The following is a 21,728-nucleotide window of genomic DNA, read 5'->3' on the forward strand; positions in this document are numbered from 1 at the left end:
CCGGTTTTTTGCGTTTTCTACACCCAGTCTACATTGTAATACAAAAGGATCTGCTTGAAATCACTGTTTTCCCGGAGACGGGATTCGGCTGATTTTATCCATTCTCTGGCCTGTGCAGGAGAAAAGGAATGATCGAGTTTTAGCAAAATTTCACGTATATGCTGTTGTTGAATACGGCCGACCACAGGCTTGTTGGGACCTAGTACACTATTCTCGAATGATTGTCTTAACAGCCGGAAAAAAGAGATTGCAGCATACTCTGCCTTTTGTTCATCTTTGTGTTTCAGTACGATTGAGATCAGACGGGTGAACGGAGGATATTTAAACAGTTTTCTCTCTGTGATCTGGGAATGGTAAAAACCCTCATAATCGTTGCGGGTGATGAGTCTGTAAATGGGTTGTTCCGGATCAGACGTTTGAATGATAACTGTACCCTGTTTGTCTCTGCGTCCTGCACGGCCTGCTGCCTGGGTAATCAGTTGGAAACCCCGCTCATGGGAACGGAAATCGGGATAGTTCAGCAGCGAATCCGCGGCGATAATCCCTACCACCCGTACATTGCCGAAATCCAACCCTTTCGAAAGCATCTGGGTGCCTATCAGTATTTGGATACGGTTCTCCTGAAAATCGTTGATAATACGTTCGAATGAATCCTTTCCACTTGCGGTATCCCTGTCCATACGCCCTACTACTGCACCGGGAAAGAGTTGAGACACTTCCTCTTCCAACCGTTCCGTGCCTGCTCCGAAAGATTTCAGTCCCTCACTATGACAGGAAGGACATGTTGAGGGTAAAGAGTAGGAACTGTTGCAATAGTGGCATATAAGCCTGTGCTCCCTCTTGTGATAGGTGAGTGTGACATCGCAGTAAAGACATTTTGGGATCCAGCCACATGCCGCACATTCAATCATTGGGGCAAAGCCTCGACGGTTGCGAAAGAGGATAGCCTGCTCTCCGTTTTCGAGCGCCTGGTTGATCTCCTCTATTAATGCAGGGGCAAGTACGCTCTTCATTTTCTTCCGTCGGCGCAGATCTTTGGTGTTTTGCAGACTGATCTGGGGTAACTCTATCTTGCCAAAGCGTTCGTTCAGCATTACCAATCCATATTTTCCCGTCTGTGCATTATAATAAGATTCTACAGAGGGAGTTGCTGACCCCAGCAATGTTTTAGCATTTGACATATGTGCCAGCATAATGGCCGTATCGCGTGCATGGTAGCGTGGAGAAGGCTCCTGTTGCTTATAGCTTGTTTCGTGTTCTTCATCTACAATCACCAGTCCTAACCGCCTGAACGGGAGGAAAAGGGAGGAGCGTACACCCAATATGATTTCATAAGGTGTTTCGGACAACATCTTCTGCCATATCTCTGTTCGTTCCTGGTCGTTAATCCCGGAGTGATAAATACCTATCCTATTGCCGAAAACAGTTTGTAAGCGGTGGGTCAGCTGTGTAGTCAGGGCAATCTCCGGCAGGAGGTAAAGTGTCTGTTTCCCTTCAGTAAGCAGTTGATCGATAAGGTGGATATAGATCTCTGTCTTTCCGCTGGAAGTAGCACCGTGTAAAAGAACAGTCTGCTTATCAGAAAAACTGTCCTGGATAGCATCCATAGCTTTCTGCTGTTCTTTGCTTAAGGGGTAAGGGCTGCGGGTAAGTGCGGCTTTCCGGTGGAGGCGGCTTCTTTCTACTGTAAAAGAAATTAATATCTCTTTTTTAATTAAACCGTTTAGTACCATCGGTGTGTATCCATTCAACTCTTTGACCTCACTCCTGCTGATGCTTTCTCTCTCGTTTTCGGTAAGGAACCAGATAATCTCATCCAGTAGTAATTGCTGTTTGGGAGATCTTTTCAGGATGGCAGCGACACCGGTATCTTCGAATGTCGGGTTCAGCCGGAACTGTTCTTCGCTTTTCTGGATATAACCCTTTTGTAAATCTTCCGGCATCATCGGGGAGGGGAGCGCCGCTTTACACACATCTCCTTGTGCGGAGAGATAATAAAAGGAGACCCACTCCCACAACTCCAACTGCTGGTCGGTTACAACAGGCGTGGAATCAATAAGAGAATGGATCTCCTTGATAGTGAAATTTCCGGGTAATTGCCGGTGTACTTTTGCTACGACTGCGGTGTAATATTTTCGTCTTCCGAAAGGTACGACCACCCTGAATCCCCTCCCGATCTTGTGTTGCATGTCAGTGGGAACGGCGTAGGTAAACAGGCCGGAGAGCGGAAGCGGCAATATTACATCGGCATACATGCCTTAAAAATATACGGCTGCCGTCAGTGACCAGGTTCCTTTTTTTCCGTTGAAAGCATCTGTCCACTTCGGTTCGTCCACCGAATAGTTGTCGGTCATCCTGATCCCGTAGTTCACCCCTACCGCCAACCGGCTGAATACTTCGGCGCCTGCACCCAGATTGATGCCCGCTTCAAAGTTTTTCGCCTCCACTTTGCCTTTTATCGTTTCCCACGTGAAATCATCGCTCGCTACAAGGAAACGGGCATAAGGGCCACCGGCGATAAAGACTTTTACCGGCAGTAATAGGCCGAACTTATATTTCACATTCACCGGAATATCCAGATAATGATTAGACACTTTTTGTACCACGCTTTGGGCTCCCTCTTCGGAAACGCTTTCTACATTCATCCTGTCATTGCTGTATAAAAGTGATCCCTCAATTCCCAAATTAACGATAGGAAATGTAAACTCGGCCGTAGGACCCAATTTGAACGAGTTGAGGTTTTCCACTTTTATCACATCTTCTGAAAAAGAGGGCGTATTTAATCCTACTTCGCCTCTTAACCCGAAACGTAATTGTGCATTTGCAGCCGGCCCTATTATCAGGAACAGGATAAGGCTACTTAGGAATAATTTTTTTGTTTTCATTTTTGATTCATTTAGTAAGAATAGTTCTCTGTTTTGGTTTCTGCAAAGCTATAACATTTGAATGGATTTGCCGCCTAAAGTTAAAGAAAAAACTTTATACGGCGGGAGAATCGCATTTTCTAAAAATAGATGGCTCCCATAATACTCCAGGTATGTGATTTACCGTTCAGCGGATCTTTCCAGTTGGGCTCATCCAATGAATAATTATCGGTAAGTTGTACGCTGTAGTTCACTCCTACCTGTATCATTTTCAACAATTCCAGGCCAATACCCACATTGGCTCCTGCCTGAAATGATTTTGCCTTAATATCGTTACCGATATCCTGGAAATCTACTTTATCGCCGGAGATCAGATAGCCGGCATATGGCCCGGCTACGGCATACCATCTCAGGGGAAGCATTCCCCCTCCGAATTTTAATTTTGCGTTTACGGGCAGCATGAGATAGCGGTTCGAGACATCCTCTTCTGCGTTCATGTCTCCGGAAAGTTGGGAGATGGTCATGCGGTTATCGTTGTAGAGGAGCGAGGCCTCTATGCCGAAGTCGGCAATACCTAACGGCAGAAACATTGCCTCAATCGAGGGGCCGATACTGTAAGAGGTCAGGTTTTCAACTTTCAACGCATCACTGTCGAAACTCGGGTTATTCAACCCCACATCTGCTTTTACTCCGATCTTAATTTGTGAAAACAGAGGAACACTTAATATGGACAATAGCGCAATGGCTACGCTGGTCCGAATGATTTTGTTTGTTTTCATAATACTCTTTTTAGTGAAAATTTTGTTCATAGATTGTCTTAAAATAGGCATATCAAACCATACTTGATGACAACTCACAATTTAAACAAAAGAGAACGGGAATAGGTGGTTAAAAAAATATAAAAAACTATATAAGAAAAGCGTTTATACCCCCTTACAGGAGAAAAACGCTTTTTTACTTTATATAGATTAGGGTGGTGGTGTTGGTTTTACCTTTACACCTTCCCACCTTTTCGCTTCGTGCAATCCGCTACTATTTGGCAAAACAAGTTTACCTGGTTTGCACTCGCTTACTCGCAGATTTCACCTAGTCTGCAAATTTTGCTTTCAAAAACTCGCGGTTCAACCGTGCGATATTGGTGATGGAGATGTTTTTAGGGCATTCCACTTCGCATGCGCCGGTATTGGTACAGTTCCCAAAGCCCAGTTCATCCATTTTGGCCACCATCGCTTTGGCGCGACGTTTGGCTTCCACACGTCCTTGCGGCAGTAATGCCAACTGGCTCACCTTGGCTGATACGAAGAGCATGGCCGATCCGTTCTTACATGCGGCCACACAGGCGCCACAACCGATGCAAGCTGCGGCATCCATCGCCATTTCGGCGTCGTCGCGCGGAATAGGGATGGCATTTGCATCGGGGACACCGCCGGTATTGACCGAAACATAACCACCTGCCTGGATGATTTTGTCGAAAGCCGTTCGGTCCACCATCAGGTCTTTGATGATGGGGAACCCCGCAGAACGCCACGGCTCAACGGTGATGGTGTCACCGTCGTTGAACCGGCGCATATGCAGCTGGCAGGTAGTTATACCCTGGTCGGGCCCGTGGGGGTGACCGTTGATATAGAGGCTGCACATACCGCAGATACCTTCGCGGCAGTCGTGATCGAAAACCACCGGCTCCTTTCCTTCATTGATCAGTTGTTCATTCAGGATATCGAGCATCTCCAAAAATGAGCTTCCCTGTGAGATATTTTCCAATGGGTAAGTTTCGAAGTGCCCTCTATCTTTCGGTCCGTTCTGGCGCCAAACTTTTACTTTTATGTTGATATCTTTATCCATGATCGTTTTGTTGTTTTAAAGTTTACCCGTTATTCATCAACAGTTTAAGATTTGTAGTTCCTTTGCTGACGAACCACAAACTCATAATTAAGCGGTTCCTTATACATCACCGGATCTTGATCCTCTCCCCGGTATTCCCAGCAGGAAACATAAGAGAACTGATCGTCATGGCGCAATGCTTCACCTTCGGGTGTTTGATGCTCTAAGCGGAAGTGTCCTCCACAGGATTCTTCGCGGTCGAGGGCATCGTGTGCCATCAGTTCGCCGATCTCGATAAAGTCGGCCAGACGCAACGCCTTTTCGAGTTCCACATTAAGTGTCTCTTTGTTGCCCGGTATGCGTAAGTTGGTCCAGAAATCCTTTTTCACTTCTTTCAGCTTCTCGATCGCTGTCTTCAACCCTTCTGCATCGCGTCCCATACCGACGAAATCCCACATGACATGGCCCAACTCCTTGTGGATATGATCCACCGAGTGTTTTCCCCTGATGCTCATCAGGCGGTCGATCCTGTCGTTGATCTCTTTTTCGACCTTATCAAATTCCGGCGTATCGGTCTTGAAACGCGGCACGTTGATCTGGTCGGCCAGATAGTTTTGTATGGTGTAGGGAAGCACGAAATAGCCGTCGGCCAGCCCCTGCATCAATGCGGATGCTCCCAGACGGTTGGCGCCGTGGTCGGAGAAGTTGGCTTCACCTATGGCAAACAACCCGGGGATAGAGGTCATCAGTTCGTAATCCACCCAGATACCGCCCATTGTATAGTGGATGGCGGGATAGATCATCATGGGCGTTTCATAGGGATTGTCGTCCACGATCTTTTCATACATCTGGAACAAGTTGCCATAGCGGGCTTCCACCACATCCCTGCCGAGTCGGTTGATGGCATCGGCAAAATCGAGGTAAACAGCCAATCCGGTGTTACCTACACCGTAACCCGCGTCACAGCGTTCTTTGGCGGCACGCGATGCCACGTCACGCGGAACAAGGTTCCCGAATGCCGGGTAACGGCGCTCCAGATAGTAGTCGCGGTCTTCTTCCCTGATATCGGTCGGTTTCAGTTTCCCCTCGCGGATGGCTTGAGCGTCTTCCAGTTTTTTTGGCACCCAGATACGCCCGTCGTTACGCAGCGATTCCGACATCAGGGTCAGTTTCGACTGGAACTCTCCGTGTACCGGGATACAGGTCGGGTGGATCTGTGCCATACATGGGTTGGCAAAGTAAGCCCCCCTCTTGTAGCACTGCCATGCAGCCGAACCGTTGGAGGTCATCGCATTGGTGGACAAAAAGAATGTATTGCCATATCCTCCTGTGGCGATTACCACGGCATGGGCGGCAAAACGTTCCAGTTTCCCGGTGACCAGGTTGCGGGCAATAATACCCCGCGCACGGCCGTCGATGATAACTAAGTCCACCATCTCATAACGGGTATAGAGCTTTACTTGTTTGCGGTGTACCGCACGACTCAATGCCGAGTAGGCACCCAGCAGCAATTGCTGTCCTGTCTGTCCGCGGGCGTAAAATGTGCGGGATACCTGTGCCCCTCCGAACGAGCGGTTGTCGAGCAGGCCTCCGTATTCGCGTGCGAAGGGAACACCCTGCGCCACACACTGGTCGATAATGCTGTTGGATACCTCCGCCAGACGATATACGTTGGCCTCACGGGCACGGTAGTCGCCTCCCTTGATCGTATCATAGAACAACCGGTAGACGGAGTCGCCGTCGTTCGGATAGTTTTTTGCGGCATTGATACCTCCCTGCGCGGCGATTGAGTGCGCGCGGCGGGGAGAATCCTGAATACAGAAATTCAGTACGTTGAAACCGAGTTCACCTAATGATGCCGCCGCCGACGCACCGGCCAGTCCCGTACCTATCACAATAATATCGAGGCGGCGTTTATTGGCCGGATTCACCAACTTTTGATGATTCTTGTAATTCGTCCATTTCTCGGCGAGAGGCCCTTCGGGTATTTTGGAATTTATCTTGTTCATAATATTCAATTGCTTTTTGTTATCCTAATAGGTTGGAATATCCGAGATATACGGCTATGGGTACAATAGCGAATCCCAGGCAGACAATAGTTGAAAAAACGTTCCCTAACACTTTGATCCGTTTCATCCAGACAGTATTGTTCCAGCCGACGGTATGGAGGGCGCTCCAGAAGCCGTGTGTAAGGTGAAGCCATAAGGCGAGAAAGGCAAGTTCATAGACAATCACGACCCAGAGGCTGGAGAAAACTTCTGCTATCAATTGCGCACTGTCGTGTCGGAATCCTTCAATTCCAAGGAGTTCTTTGAACTGCATCTGATACCACATCTGGTAGAGGTGCAGGACCAGGAACAAGAGTATAAATACCCCCAGTACAAACATATTTTGTGACGACCAGGTGGTTTTGGTTTTGCTTGCGGAAGCATACCTGTCTTTTCCCCTGGCTTTTCTGTTCTGTAACGTCAGGATGACCCCGTACAAAATGTGGAAGATAAATCCCAGTGCCAGGACACCCGTCGCCGCAACCGCCCACCAGTTCGCGCCAAGCACCTCGTTGGCGATGAAATTGTAGGTGTCGTAGCTGAAGATGAGTACCAGGTTCATCGACATGTGGAACAGAAGAAACAGAATCAGAAAAAGGCCGGAAATACTTTGGACAAACTTCCGCCCGATAGATGATTTGATTAGCCAACTCATAAAGTTCTCTTTTTTAAATTATTTTGATTTTTTATTTTTTACGTCCTGGTTTTGCTAGTGCCGATAATTTATTTTCCTTTAGCACTACAAAAGTACAACTTTTTATCTGTTTACCCAGAACTATTTGAGGAAATTTTTCTTTAATTGATTTTTGCAGTAAATCTTAAAAAGACCGGTGGGAAAGCAATTTTTCAACTTGTGACCGGTACGATCGATCCTCGATTTGAAAAAAAAGGTTATCTTTGTGCGTTCAAAAAGAATTGTAACTGATTATGGATATAGTATTAAGCGGTATTCGTTCTACCGGGAAACTGCATTTGGGAAATTATTACGGTGCGTTGCGTAATTTTATCAGGATGCAGGAGGAGAACAAGTGTTATTTTTTTATAGCCGACATACATTCCCTCACCACGCATCCCGATCCGAAAATGCTGCATGAGAATGTGAAGAACGTGCTGGTGGATTACCTTGCTGCCGGAATTGATCCTGAGAAATCGGTGATTTATGTGCAGAGTGATCTGCCCGAAACAGCAGAGTTGTATCTCTACCTTAATATGCATGCTTACCTGGGCGAACTCTCCAAAACGTCTTCATTTAAGGAAAAAGCGCGCAAGCAGCCGGAGAACGTAAACGCAGGACTACTTACCTATCCCACGCTAATGGCCGCCGATATACTTATTCATCGCGCCGATAAAGTGCCTGTGGGGAAAGATCAGGAGCAGCACCTCGAAATGACCCGCCGTTTTGCCCGCCGCTTTAACCATTTCTACGGAGTGGAGTATTTCAAAGAGCCGGTGGCTTATAACTTCGGGGAAGAACTGGTGAAAATCCCCGGATTGGATGGTAGCGGAAAGATGGGGAAATCGGAGGGAAATGCCATTTATCTGGGTGAAAGCCCGAAAGAGATTGAAAAGAAGGTGAAAAAAGCGCTTACCGACGCCGGTCCGACCGCCCCCAACTCCATAAAACCCGACTATATCGAAAATCTTTTTACTCTGCTTCGGGTGGTATCTGCCCCCGAGGTAGTGCAACATTATGAATTGCAGTGGAACACATGTACAATCCGTTATGGTGATCTGAAGAAACAACTGGCCGAAGATATTATTAAAGTAACTACCCCTATACGAGAGCGGATACAAGAAATAGAGAAAAATGACGCTTATTTGCGTAAAGTGACCCTTGAGGGGGCGGAAAGAGCAAGGGAAAGCGCCCGCAAAACCATAGAAGGAGTAAGGGAAATAGTCGGGTTCAAACCATTTTAAAAGTGGAAATTCCTCTTAACTTCACTTCCGTAAATACATTCAGCAGAATGTGTGCAACTAAATCGGAGACCTTTAGATGTTTCGCGGGATACCTATAACCAGCGATGAGTAATACAACTTAATGGTACAGCTTGCGAAAGTTAAATGATCTAAACTTTTCAGCCCGTTGGTTGTTCACCAAAGTAATACAAAAAAGAAAAGTATGTCTCTATGCTGACATTTAAATCGCTTGAATTAAAAGATAAAAATATCATCAATTCCTACCTTCGGCAACAAAACTACAGAGCATCAGATCTTTGTTTTACTAATTTGTATTGCTGGGGAAGAAAATTCGATACACAATTTGCTATAACACCCGATTGGTTGTTTATCAGGTTTAAAGACAATAATGGCCGGAATTCTTATCTCAAACCGGTAGGGGCGGGTAATTTGAAGGAGGCTATAGATCTTATTCAGAAAAATCATTCGTCGTTCAGTTCCCCCTTTCAGATGAGGGGATTGACGAAAGAAATGATAAAAGAAATTGAAGATGCGATGCCCGGCCGGTTCGACTACCAACTGAACAGATCTGTCTCCGATTATATCTACACGACCGAAAAACTGATCCATCTCAAAGGAAAAAAACTGCAAAGCAAACGAAATCATATCAATCGGTTCAAACGAGAGAATGACTGGAAGTATCATTCCCTTACCGGAAACCGGTCGTTGGTGGAAGAGTGCAAGAATATGCTCGACAAGTGGATGGAAATGAACAAAGAGGAAAAAGATCCATCACTGGTCTATGATGATCATGCCACTACGCTGATGCTCGATAATTTCGAATATTTTAACCTGAAAGGAGGATTGATTTGTGTCGACAACGAGATAGCCGCCTTTACTATCGGTGAGCCGCTTACTGAAGATACTTTCGTGGTGCATGTGGAGAAAGCGTTTACCTCTATTCATGGTGCGTACACTATCATCAATCAGCAATTCATCGAAAATGAGGCATCGGAATTTTCCTATGTGAACAGGGAAGAGGATATGGGGATGGAGAATCTCCGTCGTGCGAAGGAGTCCTATCATCCCGATATATTGCTCGAAAAATATAACGCGAGATTTAAATGATTTAAGTTTCGCATTTAAATTTGAAATGTATGCGATTAAAACGGAGACCTATAGATGTTTTAGTCGCAATCATACAACTTACGGAACTTGAGTAAATGATACAATTTGCCGACGAGACAACAAGACTACAGGTGCGGGAGATGTGGAAAACCGTCTTCGGTGATCCTGATGACTACATGGAAGTCTACTTTCGTCATAAATACCGTGACGAGACCACTCTTCTGTACATGGAGGGCGATAAAGCGGTTGCTTCCCTGCAAATGTTACCTTACCGATTCACCTTTTGTGAGACGGAGATTCCTGTCATTTACCTCGCCGGTGTTTCTACCCTCCCCGAATACAGGAGAAAAGGATATGTGCGGCAACTGTTGATCAAAAGTTTTGAAGAGGCGGAGCGTAAGGATGTGCCGCTGATGTTGCTTGTCCCTCAGGAAGAGTGGCTGCTGAGATTTTATGATCGGTATGGGTTTGCACAGACTTTTGATGCCGGAACGGAAGCGTTGCCTTCGTTAAAGGTACTGCTTGAAAAGTATCCCGACGACCTGTATGCGGCCTTCAGGGGGTTTAACGCCTTATTCAGGCAAAAAGATATGACCGTCCAGAAATCATTCGATGATTTCCGTGCCATGGTGGAGGAGGCGGCGCTTTATGATTTTCCGGCGAAAAGAAATTTGATAGGGATGGCACGTGTGATCGATGCCGAAAGATTGCTTTCCCTGTTTGCTGCATGTTATAAACAAAAATCATTCTCAATAAGGGTCTATGATGAGTTGTTGGGAAATAACAATGCCTCATTCACGGTCATGGACGGAAAGGTTGAGAGGACGTTTCCCGTCGATAGATCGAAACCTATACTCACGACCGGCATAAGGGCGTTGGCGCAACTCCTTCTGGGATATCATATTTCCAAAAAAGGAGAACCGTTCAGCACTCTCTTCCCTGAAAAAGAACCACAAATGCATTTTATGCTCGAATAAATTCAACAAGAAAGATGTTTCTATAAATAATTGGAATCAGGAAATTTAAATTAATCCTAAGCCCAATGCAATTGAAATCAAAACAAGCATTACCGCCACAATAAACTGAATGCTTGGTAAAGTTACTTTTTTAAGCAGCTTTTTTCCGAGATATGCCCCTGCAATTGCTGAAAAGGTTGCCGAAATTAAAAGTGCCAGGCTTTCATCCAGATTTGCGGATGTAAAACGTGAAGCGTAAACTGAAAGCCGTGTAAAATCGACTATACAGGCGATCACTACGCCTGTTGCAATATAGGCTTCTTTTGAAAGTCCGCTTTTTATAAGAAATGCACTGCGTATAGCACCCTGTATGCCCGATAACCCACCAAAGAAACCGCTCAGCATACCACCCCACACTAATTTATCTTTACCAAATTGAACCTTTTGAAATGAGGGTGAGATTTCGAGTACTGAAAAGACAATTAATGATAAGGCTATAATGAGTTTTACAGGTGTAATTTCAAAAGATCTCCCCCAAAGTTCATATTGGAAAAGCGTTGACAAAACGGAGATTCTTAGTAATAGCCACGCTCCTGCAAACGATGCTAAGAAGGCAGGTAACCCAAAACGTAGTAAAACTGTTTTGTCGGTACTTTTACCGATTAATGCGATTTTAAAAAGATTATTTGAAAAATGGACTACACCCGTGAGTGCAATGGCAATATCAATCGGGAAAAATAATGCAAAAACAGGGGTTAAAATTGTTCCCAGCCCGAAACCCGAAAAGAATGTCAGAATAGCTGTGAAAAATGTACCCAGACAAATTATTACTATTTCCATACAAGTATATTTTTTAAATTACGGAACAAAAATACCTTGTATGGATGCCTGAGATATGGTAAGAATATATGATAAAATGGTATTATTGAAAATATTTGTTTCTGAATTGTGCCGGTGTTATATTTTCATGTTTCCTGAAAAACTTTATGAAATTGGAAGGGTCTGAGAAGAATAGGATTTCGGCTATCTCATTAATGGTGTTGTCGGTATGTAGTATATATCTTTTAGCCTCAAGTAATAGTTGATTAGTAATAATTTTGCTGGCACTTTTTCCCGCCTGTTTCCGGCAAATGGTATTCAGGTTTTGAGGGGTAATATGTAACAAGTCGGCAAATTCATTGACTTTATGTAGTCGTGGACATTCTTTTACCAGTAACATCATAAACCGCTCATAGATAGGTTGTGGTTGGGTTTGATTATCAGGATTGTCTTCCTTTATTTGCAGTAGCTTGCCGAATAAAGCTTTAAGCAATCCATGAATGATTCCTTTTGAATAGGGTGTGTTGAGTTGAAATTCGTTATATATTTCCTCCAATAGATAGGTTGGATATTTATCAGGTTGGATTTTTAGTCTTGTTGTATCGGTCAGTTCCCGGATCAAGTCAATCAACAGGTTTTCTTTAACGGCGTTAAACTCGTTATCGTTGAAGAGTATTACAAATCCTTTGGGAATAGATGTAAATTGCCAATAATGAAGTTGTCCGGGTTTAAGGAAATAAAAATCAGGGGCTGATACCATGAACTTCTCCGATTCGATACAATGAAAACCTTCACCCTCAGATAGAAATATCAATTCGAAATATTTATCGTGCTTATGGGGCTTGGTTTTCTTAATATGTTCTTTAAACCGTGAAACTTTAAGAGTCGACCCCTCATCAAGTTTGTTTTTTATGTCAATCTTTTTGTCATTCATAGTTCAAAGTTCTCAAACCTGCAGTGGTGAGTTGGTAAATTACAGCCTTTTTGTAAACTGTTGGTTCGAATGTTGGCTCGTATGATAGGAAAGAAAAAACAAAATAAATTTGAATAACTATCAATTTCAATCTTTTGTCTTGGATCCTGGATCTTGACTCTTGAATCTGAAATTTTGAATCTTAAATCTTAAATCTGAATCACAACCACTTCTTCTTTTTAAAGAAAATCAGCAGCCCCACTACCGGAAGAACCATCATTGCAATGGAAAAAGGATAACCTAATACCCACTCATACTCGGGCATATTGGTAAAATTCATTCCGTAAATACTGGCAACAAGGGTTGGCGGCAGAAAGATGACATTAAAGATGGTAAATATCTTAATGATCTTGTTCTGCTCAATATTTACATACCCAAGGAAGGTATCCTGCAAGTAATCCAGACGGTCGAAACTGAACTTGATGTGCTCCACCAGAGAGTTGATGTCCTTAATGATAATGGTGAGTTTAGGTTGCAACTCGGCAGGGATAAATTCACTCCGTAACATGCTTGATACAACGCGTTGTTTGTCAATTATATTCTCGCGGAGCATCATCGTCTTTTCCTGCAGATTCTTGATTTCGGACAGCAGTTCCTCGTCAGCTTCCTGTAGTGTGAGAGAGTTACTTAACTGGGTGATCTTCTGGGTCATGTTCTCGATCATGTCGGCATCATATTCCACACGTGTTTCCAGAAGTGCCACCAAGACATGCGCCCCGGTGGGATAGTTCCTGGGGTTGGCCGATATTTTTTTTACCGTTTCGTGGAATGAGATCAGTTCTTCACCACGGACAGTCACCAGGATATTGTTTTTAAGGATGAATGATACCGGATCCGTTTCAAAATTGGACAACAGGAAGTTGGAGTTGACCACCAGCGTGTCGTTGGTCTCGATGTAACGCGACGACATCTCGATCTCGATCATCTCTTCTTCTTCCTGGATATATATTTTGAGGAAATCTTCGAGTTCGTTCTCTACCTCCTCGTCCACGTCGTTGAGGTCGATCCACAGAAAGTTCCCGATGGGGTTTGATTTTAGGAAATCGAGGCTACGGCTCAATCTCACGATACCGTCTTTATGATAAAAAAGTTTTACTTCCGCCATGGTGTCTCTTTTTTAATCGTGATTAAAATTAGTTCAAAAATGGTTTATCTCTCTTCCGGTTGAGCTTGCCTGACCAGCGGTTCCAATAGATTAGTCAGCTCTTCGAATTGCTCGATCGATAATTGCTCAGGTCGTTTCGTAAGCATAGGATCGTCGGGCAAAGGATCCTCTCCGGATAGTAGTGACTTGACGGAGTTGCGAAGCATCTTTCGTCGCTGGTTAAAACCGGTCTTCACTACCATTTTGAATAACTTCTCATTACAGTTGAGTTGCTTTCGCTTATTGCGGGTGAGCCGTACAACTGCCGATTTGACTTTGGGCGGAGGAATAAACGCCTGTTCATTCACCGTGAAAAGATACTCTACATCGTACCATGCCTGCAATAAAACAGTCAGAATACCGTAGGCCTTGTTGCCGGGTGAAGCGACCATACGTTCCGCAACCTCCTTTTGGATCATACCCGAACAGCAGGGGACGGAGTCCTTGTGGTCGAGCACTTTGAAAAAAATTTGCGATGAGATATTGTAAGGATAATTCCCAATAATGCAGAAAGGACCATCAAAACATTGCGTGAGATCCATCCGTAAAAAATCCTGCTCCAGTATCTTCCCGTTTAATGTGGGATAATGCTCTTTGAGGTAGGCGACCGATTCACGGTCTATCTCTACCACGGTCAGGTCTCTTTGGTTCTCCAGCAGGAATTCGGTAAGCACACCTGTCCCCGGTCCCACCTCAAGCACGGGCAGCGAGGGGAACTGATCGAGGGTCGCCGCGATGCGGCGCGCGATTTCCTTGTCTTTAAGGAAATGCTGTCCCAGGTTTTTTTTTGCTTTTACCGGAAACATTGCAATATGGCGATTATTCCTTATCTTTACCGCCGCAAAGGTAACATTTTATTACGTAAAACAGGACAAATGCGTTCATAAAAAAAGAGATACGGCTGTTGAATAGTTTGTATTCGTTTGCCTTTGAGAAGAGGTGATAATCGTGGTTGTATAAGATAATAATCGATAGCAGGTGAAAGTAAATATGGATTCGGTGAAGAGTCTGTTAAAGACCCTCTTTTCCCTGTCGCTCGGATTACTTATTATTTGGGCGATGTACAGGAATACCGATATGGGGGAGTTGTGGCATATCATCAAATCAGCCAATATCGGTGTAATTTTAGCTTCCCTTATTTTTGGTCTCATAGGGAATACTATCAGAGGGCTGAGATGGGAGTTGTTTGTGAACTCACTCGGGTATCATCCCCCCCGAGCCAGTATTGTGTATGCCACGCTGGGGAATTATGCAGTCAATTTTGTGCTTCCCCGTGCCGGAGATATATGGCGTTGCGGCGTGGTGAGCAGATACGATAGTATCCCGTTTTCGAAAACCCTTGAGACCTTTTTGGTGGATAAGATGGTGGATATTGTGGCAGGACTGGTTATCATTTTTATCAGTGTGCTGCTTTATATTGATTTTTTTGCCTCTTATCTTCGTGATAATCCGCAATTTACGGATGGTCTGACAAACATGTTTTCATCTGTCTGGATATATGTGATCCTGGCGGTAGTGGTACTGATTATCGGATTAATGTGTACCCTCTTCAGAAAAACCTCTTTCATGGAGAAAATCTACAAATTTTTCAGTACACTCAAATATGATCTGAAGCTTATCTCCAAGATGAAGGAGAAAAAACGCATAATAATTTATACGATCTTAGTCTGGTTGTGTTTTTATTTGTATTTTTACATTTGCTTTTATGCGTTTGATTTTACGAAAGATCTTGGTCCTCTGGCCGGTTTGATCGTGTTTGCGATGACCAATATCGGTATTTCCGTGCCGGTGCAGGGAGGAATAGGGCCGTGGCATTTTGTGGTGATCTCTTCACTCCTCATTCTGGGAGTGGCGGAGAAGGAAGCACTTGCTTTTGCCGGAGCAGTATTCACAATTCAGTCGGTATGGCAGATCCTTTACGGCCTTTTCGGTGTAATTGCCATGCCGTACGTGAAAAGAGAACAAAAATTATAATAATATGGCTGTAGCAGAAATTTTGAGTTTAGACCCGCAGAGAGTTTGGAAGCATTTTTATTCACTTACACAGATACCCCGCCCTACGGGACAGATGGAAGAAGTGACCCGGTTCATAATGGATTTTGGGAAATCGCTTAATCTGGAAACAAAGCAGGATGGCGTGGGCAATGTAGTGATAAGAAAACCGGCTTCTAAAGGGTATGAAAGCAGTAAAGGGGTGATTTTACAATCGCACCTCGATATGGTACCTCAGAAAAATACCGGTATAGAGCATGATTTTGCTACAGATCCCATAGAAACATATATCGATGGAGAGTGGGTGAAAGCCCGTTCTACTACGTTAGGTGCCGACAACGGTATCGGTTGTGCTGTCATGATGGCTGTGCTCGAAGGTGAATCTCTGCAGCATCCCCCGCTTGAAGCGCTTTTTACTATCGACGAGGAAGTCGGGATGGATGGTGCAAACGGTCTGGAGAAAGGATTCTTGAAAGGTTCAATAATGCTCAATCTCGATACTGAAGAGGATGGTGAACTTTGTATAGGCTGTGCCGGCGGCAGGGATGTGAATGTCTCCTTCCGGTTCCAGCCTGATAAAGGGATCGACGAAGGGGATGTAGCCTATAAGGTGAGTTTGCAGGGATTGAAGGGGGGACACTCCGGTATACAGATACATTTAGGACGTGCCAACGCAAACAAACTGATGAACCGATTCCTGAAAGATGTCGTGGCCAATTACGAAGCACGCATTGCCAGCATACAGGGTGGATCGCTGCGTAACGCCATCCCACGCGAATCATTCGTGATACTGACTATTCCCGAACAACTCTCAGACGATCTGGTCGATCTGGTGAGTGAATATGAATCGCTCTTCCGTGAAGACTTTGCCGGTATTGAAGAGAATATCTCATTCAAAGCCGAGAAGATCGATATGCCTGAAGCCCTCTTCCCCGAAGAGGTGCAGGATGATATTATTAATGCGGTAGAAGCTTGTCCTAATGGTGTGATCAGCTATCTGGCCGACTTTCCGGGGGTGGTGGAGAGTTCGCTGAACCTTGCCCTTGTGCGTTCTTCCGGCGATAGTGTCGATATAAAACTGCTGGTACGGAGTTCCTCCGAAAGCCGTAAAGATTGGATCTGTTCTTCGGTAGAGAGCCTCTTCCATCTGGCGGGAGCAAAAGTTGAATTCGGCGGTGATTATCCGGGATGGCAGCCCAATGCAGCCTCCGAATTATTGCACACCATGGAGAAGATCTATCTGGAGAAATATGGTGAAAGACCTAAAGTGGTAGTGATCCATGCCGGACTGGAATGCGGTATCATCCAGTCGAATGTGGAACAAAAATTGGATATTGTCTCTTTCGGGCCGACTATCACCGGGGCGCACTCGCCTGATGAAGCGGTTCAGATAACTACTGTGGGGAAATGCTACGATTATCTTGTTGAGACACTGGAGAATTTGAAATAGTCATTCATGGACAATACGCTGATTGTCTTTGCATCCAATCACGGCACAGTGGAAAAATGTGCACGGGAATTGTTCAGGCGGATAGACGGAAAGGTAGATATCTGCAACCTGAACAGGAGGGATTTTCTGCCCGATCTTTCGGGATATGATACAGTGATAGTAGGAGGCTCCATCCATAGTGGTAAGATCCAGGAGGAGATATCGTCCTTTTGCAACGAAAATCTGGAATTGCTTGCCACAAAACGACTCGGTCTGTTTATCAACTGTCTTTACTCGGGTGAGAAGGCGCAACAGCAACTGGAGAATGCCTTCCCGGAAACCCTTAACCGGAAAGCAGTGGTGCGCGATTACTTCGGAGGAGAGGTAGATAAGTTGAAACTGAGCTTCTGGGAACGCGTAGTAACTACCCGGATGATAGAGCAGGGAGATCTGGTTGTGGCCATCTCAAAGGAGAGAATTGAGCGTTTTGCCAATATAATATTATCAGTTAATGAGCCGGAATATTAAAAGACATATACTATTCCCTTTGGTGTTGCTTGTCTATTTTGCCATTATGGCTGTGATGGCTTATCCGAGATACAAAGCATCCGGTAACTGGAACGAGTACTTCGGGATTATCGGGATATGCTTGCTGATAGCAATATTGCTCTTCTTTATCCTTAAGAGAAGACAAAAAATAAGAGATCGATTCTCTTCCAAAAAAGATTTGAATCAATGAGGTATTTGTTCCTGTTTCTTTTATTCCTATTTGCATTTCTCTCTTCCGGACAGACGTCTCAATATCCGCAATATTATAAATTCCGTGTCTATCTGAAAGATAAAGGAAATATCCCCTATTCACCCGATAGACCCGAGACCTTCCTTTCCGGACGGGCAATCGAAAGAAAAAAGAAAGAAAAAGTTGAGATCGATGAGTCGGATCTTCCTATCTCACGCGACTATTTCACGCTGGTAGAAAAGGCAGGGGGAAAGGTTATCACACATAGTAAATGGTTCGGTACCCTGGTTGTAGAGATCAGTGACAGCCTTGGGATCGGAAATATCGAATCCCTCTCGTTTGTCGATTCAGTGAAATATATCTGGCGGGGAAACAAGCTGCCTGCCGCAGAGAAAGCCCGTCCCCGTTTGGTGCCGGTAGGTTGTCATGAAATTGTGGATGCTGATACTGAATACGGGTTTACCGATGCACAGTTCCGGATGCACAATGCCGTTATAATGGCTGATGCCGGATTCAGGGGGAAGGATATGCTGGTAGGTGTGATCGATGCGGGATTTACCAATTTTGATGTGATCCCCCGATTCGAATCGGTCAGGTTGGGAGGTTATATGGATTTTGTGCCATCAGGAAGTATATTTGCTTCCAGTGATCATGGTACCAAAGTGTTGTCCACAATGGCGACCGATCTGCCGGGAGTAATGATGGGTTCTGCACCGGAAGCTACTTATTGGCTCCTGCGGTCGGAAGATACTACCAGTGAGTTTCCCGTAGAAGAGGATTATTGGGTACGGGCTGTTGAATTTGCGGACAGCCTGGGAGTGGATATTATCAATACATCACTGGGATACAATTCTTTTGACGATAAGTTATTAAATTATACGCATGCCGAACTGGATGGAAGTGTGTCGATTATGTCGCAGGCTGCCGATATAGCCTACGAAAAAGGAATATTAATAGTAGTAAGCGCCGGCAACGAAGGAAATAAGTCATGGCAAAAGATTACCCCGCCGGCTGATGCAAAAAATGTACTCGCAGTGGGAGCTGTAGGTACGGACAGTATTATTGCTTCTTTCAGTTCGCACGGGTTGACGGCTGATAACCGTATCAAGCCGGATCTGGTTTCCGTGGGGAGAGAAACCATTACCATTGGCCGGGATGGGGCAATAGTACACACAAACGGTACTTCCCTCTCATCTCCTTTTCTGACCGGGCTGATAACATCACTATGGTCGGTGAACCCTACCCTGCACCGTTCGGAGTTGATAGATATCGTGAAACGATCGTCCGACAGGTATCTTGCCCCCGATTCCATATATGGATACGGTATTCCTGATTTTCATCAGGCAATGAAAGAGGTATTGGGAAAACTGGAGATTTATCCTCAAAAAGTGACGGACAACGGATGGGATATTCGTCCCGAGTCTTCGGGCGATTATGTGGTGAGCCTTTCTTATCCGGTATTTTCTCCCTCATCTTACTCGTTCCGGGTACTCGATGAATCGGGTTCGTTGATCTATGCGTACAGATTCAATGAAGAGAATACACTCTTTGTTCCACTCCATGACAGTATCCGCAAAAATAGCCGATTCCTCTATTTCGTGACGGAAGAACCGTTTAAGCAACGTATATATAAGGTGGAGATCTGATTATGAACGAATCTTCTCTTACATTATCTGAACTCAATCGTCAGGTGAAGGATGCTATCCGCGATCATCTGCCGGAAACCTACTGGATGCGGGCGGAGACAAGCGATGTGCGCCGTAACCGTAACGGGCATTGTTATCTCGAATTTATAGAAAAAGATGCTGTAACGCAATCCATCATTGCAAAAGCAAGGGGTGTGATCTGGGCGAACGTTTTTCAGATGTTGTCGGCCTATTTTGAAAATGAGACCGGGCAGCAGTTCACATCGGGGATCAATGTATTGGTATGTGTCTCGGTTGAGTTCCATGAGCTCTACGGATATTCACTTACCGTAGTGGATATCGATCCCTCGTTCACACTGGGGGAGATAGCCCGTAACAGGCAACTCATCCTGAAACAACTGGAGGAAGAAGGTGTTTTAACGCTTAACAGGGAACTGGAGTTGCCGGAATTAGCAAACCGGATTGCGGTGATTTCGTCTCCTACTGCCGCCGGGTATGAGGATTTTTGTGATCAGTTGGCGAATAACCCCGGAGGATTTGTTTTCTATGCGAAATTGTTTTCGGCGGTCATGCAGGGTGATAGGAGCGAAGCTTCCATTATTGCAGCATTGGAGAAGGTGTTTCAATACAGGGAACTGTTCGATGCCGTGGCTATTATCCGGGGTGGGGGAGCATCGTCAGACCTGAGCTGTTTCGATTCCTACCTCCTGGCTACCAACGTAGCGCAGTTTCCACTTCCGGTGATTAGCGGTATTGGGCATGAAAGGGATGTAACCGTACTGGATATCGTGGCACATACCCGTACGAAGACACCCACAGCGGTAGCCGAGTTTTTTATTGCCTGTCTCAACCGGACGGCAACTGAGCTTATCAGCCTGGAAGAGAGAGTGGTGTCTGAAAGTGAATCCCGGCTGTTAAAAGAGCAAACGGATCTTTTTTCGTTGTCTAAAGAATTAGTGCATCAATCCTCCCTTATGATACAGCGAGAGATTGCTGCAATACAACAACTTTCAGGTAGGATGAAATATGGAGTGAAGCATTTGTTGCAGCATCAATTCCATCTGTTGGAAAACAGGGAGCAATTTATTCAGATGGTTTCTCCCGTGAATATCCTCAAACGCGGCTATACCCTCACACTAAAGAACGGAAGAATTGTGACTTCGTTGCATGACCTCTCTGTGGATGATATTATCGAAACCCGTTTCAGGGACGGTATTTCTACCTCTGTTATCTCTAAGATAGAGAAATCTGAGCGATAATTTTATAATCAGCAAAGGAAGTAATATGGGAAAAATGACCTATACAGAAGCCAAAAAAGAACTCGAAGCAATTGTCTTTGCTATTGAGTCGGGTGAATTGGATGTAGATGCCCTTACCGAGAAAGTAAAAAGGGCATCGGAACTGATCGCTTTTTGTAAGGAAAAGCTGACCAAAACCGATAAAGAACTACAGAAAATTTTAGATGATATCGCATGATCCCTGAAAAGAAACGAAGCGTGATTATTGTAGCCGGAGGAAAAGGACTTCGGGTCGGAGGGGAATTGCCTAAACAGTTCCAATCCATCGGGGGTGAACCCATGCTGATGCGCACTATCCGGGCTTTTCATGATTATGACTACAGGATGCGTATTGTCGTGATGCTTCCGGAGGAAGCGCAGTTGTTGTGGTCGCAATTGTGCGAGGAATATCGATTCTCTATCCCGCATACAGTCGTACCTGGTGGAGAAACACGATTTCATTCCGTGAAAAACGGGTTAGAAGAAATTTCGGCAGATGAGATAGTGGGTGTGCATGACGGTGCACGCCCCTTTGTAACACCCGGACTGATAGGACGATGTTTTGATACTGCTTTCGAAAATCAATGCGGAGTGATCCCCGTGGTGGATGAAGTAAACAGTGTGCGTCAGCTCACCGGAACAGGGAGCCGGATGGTCGACCGGAAACAGTTGAAACTCGTTCAGACACCACAGGTCTTTCCGGCAGAGGAATTGAAAAAAGCTTATGAGACCGGTTTTGATCCTTCTTTTACTGATGATGCATCGGTAGCGGAGAAATGGGGTATGAGAATTCAACTGGTTGAGGGGGAGGAAACCAACATCAAAATCACCACTCCCTTCGATATGGCACTTGCCGGTTATTACTGGCAATTGATGGCAAATCGATAGATATTCGGTGTTTTCTTCAGTAAATGGTATAGAAAATTGGGCTAATTCAAAAAATATCATTCCATTTTGTCAAAATATCATAGAAATTTATTACTTTTGAAGGATCAA

At 44.9% G+C, this 21,728-nt stretch carries 21 protein-coding genes; 11 read left to right on the top strand and 10 right to left on the bottom strand.

Features of this window, described 5'->3' with window-relative positions; genetic code table 11:
- Positions 1–17: 17 nt before the first annotated feature.
- The 6 genes from priA to F597_RS0104160 all read right to left on the bottom strand — a co-directional run bounded on the left by priA (position 18) and on the right by F597_RS0104160 (position 7,388).
- Positions 18–2,255 carry a replication restart helicase PriA gene (priA, locus tag F597_RS0104135; RefSeq protein ID WP_019538451.1) on the bottom strand — a complete coding sequence of 746 codons (2,238 nt, stop codon included), beginning with the start codon at positions 2,253–2,255 and terminating at the stop codon, positions 18–20.
- Between the two features lie 3 nt (positions 2,256–2,258).
- Positions 2,259–2,885, bottom strand: coding sequence for a porin family protein (locus F597_RS0104140; RefSeq protein ID WP_019538452.1), 627 nt, complete (start codon positions 2,883–2,885; stop codon positions 2,259–2,261).
- A gap of 119 nt (positions 2,886–3,004) precedes the next feature.
- A complete protein-coding gene (locus F597_RS0104145; protein WP_019538453.1) occupies positions 3,005–3,643 on the bottom strand; it encodes a porin family protein in 639 nt (212 codons plus the stop codon).
- Positions 3,644–3,950: 307 nt separating this feature from the next.
- Positions 3,951–4,706: a succinate dehydrogenase/fumarate reductase iron-sulfur subunit gene (locus tag F597_RS0104150; RefSeq protein WP_019538454.1), complete on the bottom strand. Its 756-nt coding sequence runs from the start codon at positions 4,704–4,706 to the stop codon at positions 3,951–3,953.
- A gap of 44 nt (positions 4,707–4,750) precedes the next feature.
- On the bottom strand, positions 4,751–6,694 hold the full coding sequence (locus F597_RS0104155; RefSeq protein ID WP_019538455.1) for a fumarate reductase/succinate dehydrogenase flavoprotein subunit: 1,944 nt from the start codon (positions 6,692–6,694) through the stop codon (positions 4,751–4,753).
- 19 nt (positions 6,695–6,713) lie between these two features.
- Positions 6,714–7,388: a succinate dehydrogenase cytochrome b subunit gene (locus tag F597_RS0104160; RefSeq protein WP_019538456.1), complete on the bottom strand. Its 675-nt coding sequence runs from the start codon at positions 7,386–7,388 to the stop codon at positions 6,714–6,716.
- 272 nt (positions 7,389–7,660) lie between these two features.
- Here F597_RS0104160 and trpS point away from each other — a divergent pair, with 272 nt between their 5' ends.
- The 3 genes from trpS to F597_RS0104175 all read left to right on the top strand — a co-directional run bounded on the left by trpS (position 7,661) and on the right by F597_RS0104175 (position 10,734).
- Entirely contained in the window at positions 7,661–8,650 is a 990-nt protein-coding gene (gene trpS, locus F597_RS0104165; protein ID WP_019538457.1) for a tryptophan--tRNA ligase, read from the top strand.
- A 210-nt stretch (positions 8,651–8,860) separates the two neighbouring features.
- Positions 8,861–9,757: a DUF2156 domain-containing protein gene (locus F597_RS0104170; protein WP_019538458.1), complete on the top strand. Its 897-nt coding sequence runs from the start codon at positions 8,861–8,863 to the stop codon at positions 9,755–9,757.
- 95 nt (positions 9,758–9,852) lie between these two features.
- Positions 9,853–10,734 (top strand): GNAT family N-acetyltransferase, encoded by an 882-nt coding sequence (locus F597_RS0104175; protein WP_019538459.1) that lies wholly within the window; start codon positions 9,853–9,855, stop codon positions 10,732–10,734.
- Positions 10,735–10,779: 45 nt separating this feature from the next.
- On the opposite strand, the gene F597_RS0104180 is transcribed toward F597_RS0104175, so the two are convergent.
- The 4 genes from F597_RS0104180 to rsmA all read right to left on the bottom strand — a co-directional run bounded on the left by F597_RS0104180 (position 10,780) and on the right by rsmA (position 14,455).
- A complete protein-coding gene (locus tag F597_RS0104180; RefSeq protein ID WP_019538460.1) occupies positions 10,780–11,553 on the bottom strand; it encodes a sulfite exporter TauE/SafE family protein in 774 nt (257 codons plus the stop codon).
- Between the two features lie 82 nt (positions 11,554–11,635).
- Positions 11,636–12,466 (bottom strand): helix-turn-helix transcriptional regulator, encoded by an 831-nt coding sequence (locus F597_RS0104185; RefSeq protein ID WP_019538461.1) that lies wholly within the window; start codon positions 12,464–12,466, stop codon positions 11,636–11,638.
- Between the two features lie 199 nt (positions 12,467–12,665).
- On the bottom strand, positions 12,666–13,610 hold the full coding sequence (gene corA, locus F597_RS0104190) for a magnesium/cobalt transporter CorA (protein ID WP_019538462.1): 945 nt from the start codon (positions 13,608–13,610) through the stop codon (positions 12,666–12,668).
- Between the two features lie 44 nt (positions 13,611–13,654).
- Complete coding sequence (gene rsmA, locus F597_RS0104195; protein ID WP_019538463.1) at positions 13,655–14,455, bottom strand: 16S rRNA (adenine(1518)-N(6)/adenine(1519)-N(6))-dimethyltransferase RsmA; 801 nt, start codon at positions 14,453–14,455, stop codon at positions 13,655–13,657.
- Between the two features lie 172 nt (positions 14,456–14,627).
- On the opposite strand from rsmA, the gene F597_RS0104200 reads away from it, so the two are divergent.
- From F597_RS0104200 to F597_RS0104235, 8 genes are read left to right on the top strand one after another with little or no spacing between them, the layout of a single operon-like run.
- The gene (locus tag F597_RS0104200) at positions 14,628–15,623 is read left to right on the top strand and encodes a lysylphosphatidylglycerol synthase transmembrane domain-containing protein (protein WP_139224113.1); all 996 of its coding nucleotides are present in this window, start codon (positions 14,628–14,630) and stop codon (positions 15,621–15,623) included.
- Positions 15,624–15,627: 4 nt separating this feature from the next.
- Positions 15,628–17,091: an aminoacyl-histidine dipeptidase gene (locus F597_RS0104205; protein ID WP_019538465.1), complete on the top strand. Its 1,464-nt coding sequence runs from the start codon at positions 15,628–15,630 to the stop codon at positions 17,089–17,091.
- 6 nt (positions 17,092–17,097) lie between these two features.
- Entirely contained in the window at positions 17,098–17,598 is a 501-nt protein-coding gene (locus F597_RS0104210) for a flavodoxin domain-containing protein (protein WP_019538466.1), read from the top strand.
- Positions 17,582–17,809 (top strand): LPXTG cell wall anchor domain-containing protein, encoded by a 228-nt coding sequence (locus F597_RS0104215; protein WP_019538467.1) that lies wholly within the window; start codon positions 17,582–17,584, stop codon positions 17,807–17,809. The genes F597_RS0104210 and F597_RS0104215 overlap by 17 nt, the downstream gene beginning before the upstream one ends.
- Positions 17,806–19,455: a S8 family serine peptidase gene (locus F597_RS20095; protein WP_019538468.1), complete on the top strand. Its 1,650-nt coding sequence runs from the start codon at positions 17,806–17,808 to the stop codon at positions 19,453–19,455. The genes F597_RS0104215 and F597_RS20095 overlap by 4 nt, the downstream gene beginning before the upstream one ends.
- Before the next feature lie 2 nt (positions 19,456–19,457).
- Entirely contained in the window at positions 19,458–20,714 is a 1,257-nt protein-coding gene (xseA, locus tag F597_RS0104225; protein WP_019538469.1) for an exodeoxyribonuclease VII large subunit, read from the top strand.
- Between the two features lie 25 nt (positions 20,715–20,739).
- Positions 20,740–20,931, top strand: a complete 192-nt coding sequence (gene xseB / locus F597_RS0104230; RefSeq protein ID WP_019538470.1) for an exodeoxyribonuclease VII small subunit — start codon at positions 20,740–20,742, stop codon at positions 20,929–20,931.
- A complete protein-coding gene (locus F597_RS0104235; RefSeq protein WP_019538471.1) occupies positions 20,928–21,620 on the top strand; it encodes a 2-C-methyl-D-erythritol 4-phosphate cytidylyltransferase in 693 nt (230 codons plus the stop codon). Before xseB ends, F597_RS0104235 begins: the two co-directional genes overlap by 4 nt.
- Positions 21,621–21,728: the final 108 nt, after the last annotated feature.

Origin of the sequence: Proteiniphilum acetatigenes DSM 18083 (assembly GCF_000380985.1) — a bacterium.
GTDB classification, from domain to species: domain Bacteria; phylum Bacteroidota; class Bacteroidia; order Bacteroidales; family Dysgonomonadaceae; genus Proteiniphilum; species Proteiniphilum acetatigenes.

Excerpts from the sequence above, each read along its gene's own strand:
- priA (WP_019538451.1), bottom strand. The coding sequence starts at position 2,255 with ATGTATGCCGATGTAATATTGCCGCTTCCGCTCTCCGGCCTGTTTACC.
- F597_RS0104140 (WP_019538452.1), bottom strand. The coding sequence starts at position 2,885 with ATGAAAACAAAAAAATTATTCCTAAGTAGCCTTATCCTGTTCCTGATA.
- F597_RS0104145 (WP_019538453.1), bottom strand. The coding sequence starts at position 3,643 with ATGAAAACAAACAAAATCATTCGGACCAGCGTAGCCATTGCGCTATTG.
- F597_RS0104150 (WP_019538454.1), bottom strand. The coding sequence starts at position 4,706 with ATGGATAAAGATATCAACATAAAAGTAAAAGTTTGGCGCCAGAACGGA.
- F597_RS0104155 (WP_019538455.1), bottom strand. The coding sequence starts at position 6,694 with ATGAACAAGATAAATTCCAAAATACCCGAAGGGCCTCTCGCCGAGAAA.
- F597_RS0104160 (WP_019538456.1), bottom strand. The coding sequence starts at position 7,388 with ATGAGTTGGCTAATCAAATCATCTATCGGGCGGAAGTTTGTCCAAAGT.
- trpS (WP_019538457.1), top strand. The coding sequence starts at position 7,661 with ATGGATATAGTATTAAGCGGTATTCGTTCTACCGGGAAACTGCATTTG.
- F597_RS0104170 (WP_019538458.1), top strand. The coding sequence starts at position 8,861 with ATGCTGACATTTAAATCGCTTGAATTAAAAGATAAAAATATCATCAAT.
- F597_RS0104175 (WP_019538459.1), top strand. The coding sequence starts at position 9,853 with ATGATACAATTTGCCGACGAGACAACAAGACTACAGGTGCGGGAGATG.
- F597_RS0104180 (WP_019538460.1), bottom strand. The coding sequence starts at position 11,553 with ATGGAAATAGTAATAATTTGTCTGGGTACATTTTTCACAGCTATTCTG.
- F597_RS0104185 (WP_019538461.1), bottom strand. The coding sequence starts at position 12,466 with ATGAATGACAAAAAGATTGACATAAAAAACAAACTTGATGAGGGGTCG.
- corA (WP_019538462.1), bottom strand. The coding sequence starts at position 13,610 with ATGGCGGAAGTAAAACTTTTTTATCATAAAGACGGTATCGTGAGATTG.
- rsmA (WP_019538463.1), bottom strand. The coding sequence starts at position 14,455 with ATGTTTCCGGTAAAAGCAAAAAAAAACCTGGGACAGCATTTCCTTAAA.
- F597_RS0104205 (WP_019538465.1), top strand. The coding sequence starts at position 15,628 with ATGGCTGTAGCAGAAATTTTGAGTTTAGACCCGCAGAGAGTTTGGAAG.
- F597_RS0104210 (WP_019538466.1), top strand. The coding sequence starts at position 17,098 with ATGGACAATACGCTGATTGTCTTTGCATCCAATCACGGCACAGTGGAA.
- F597_RS0104215 (WP_019538467.1), top strand. The coding sequence starts at position 17,582 with ATGAGCCGGAATATTAAAAGACATATACTATTCCCTTTGGTGTTGCTT.
- F597_RS20095 (WP_019538468.1), top strand. The coding sequence starts at position 17,806 with ATGAGGTATTTGTTCCTGTTTCTTTTATTCCTATTTGCATTTCTCTCT.
- xseA (WP_019538469.1), top strand. The coding sequence starts at position 19,458 with ATGAACGAATCTTCTCTTACATTATCTGAACTCAATCGTCAGGTGAAG.
- xseB (WP_019538470.1), top strand. The coding sequence starts at position 20,740 with ATGGGAAAAATGACCTATACAGAAGCCAAAAAAGAACTCGAAGCAATT.
- F597_RS0104235 (WP_019538471.1), top strand. The coding sequence starts at position 20,928 with ATGATCCCTGAAAAGAAACGAAGCGTGATTATTGTAGCCGGAGGAAAA.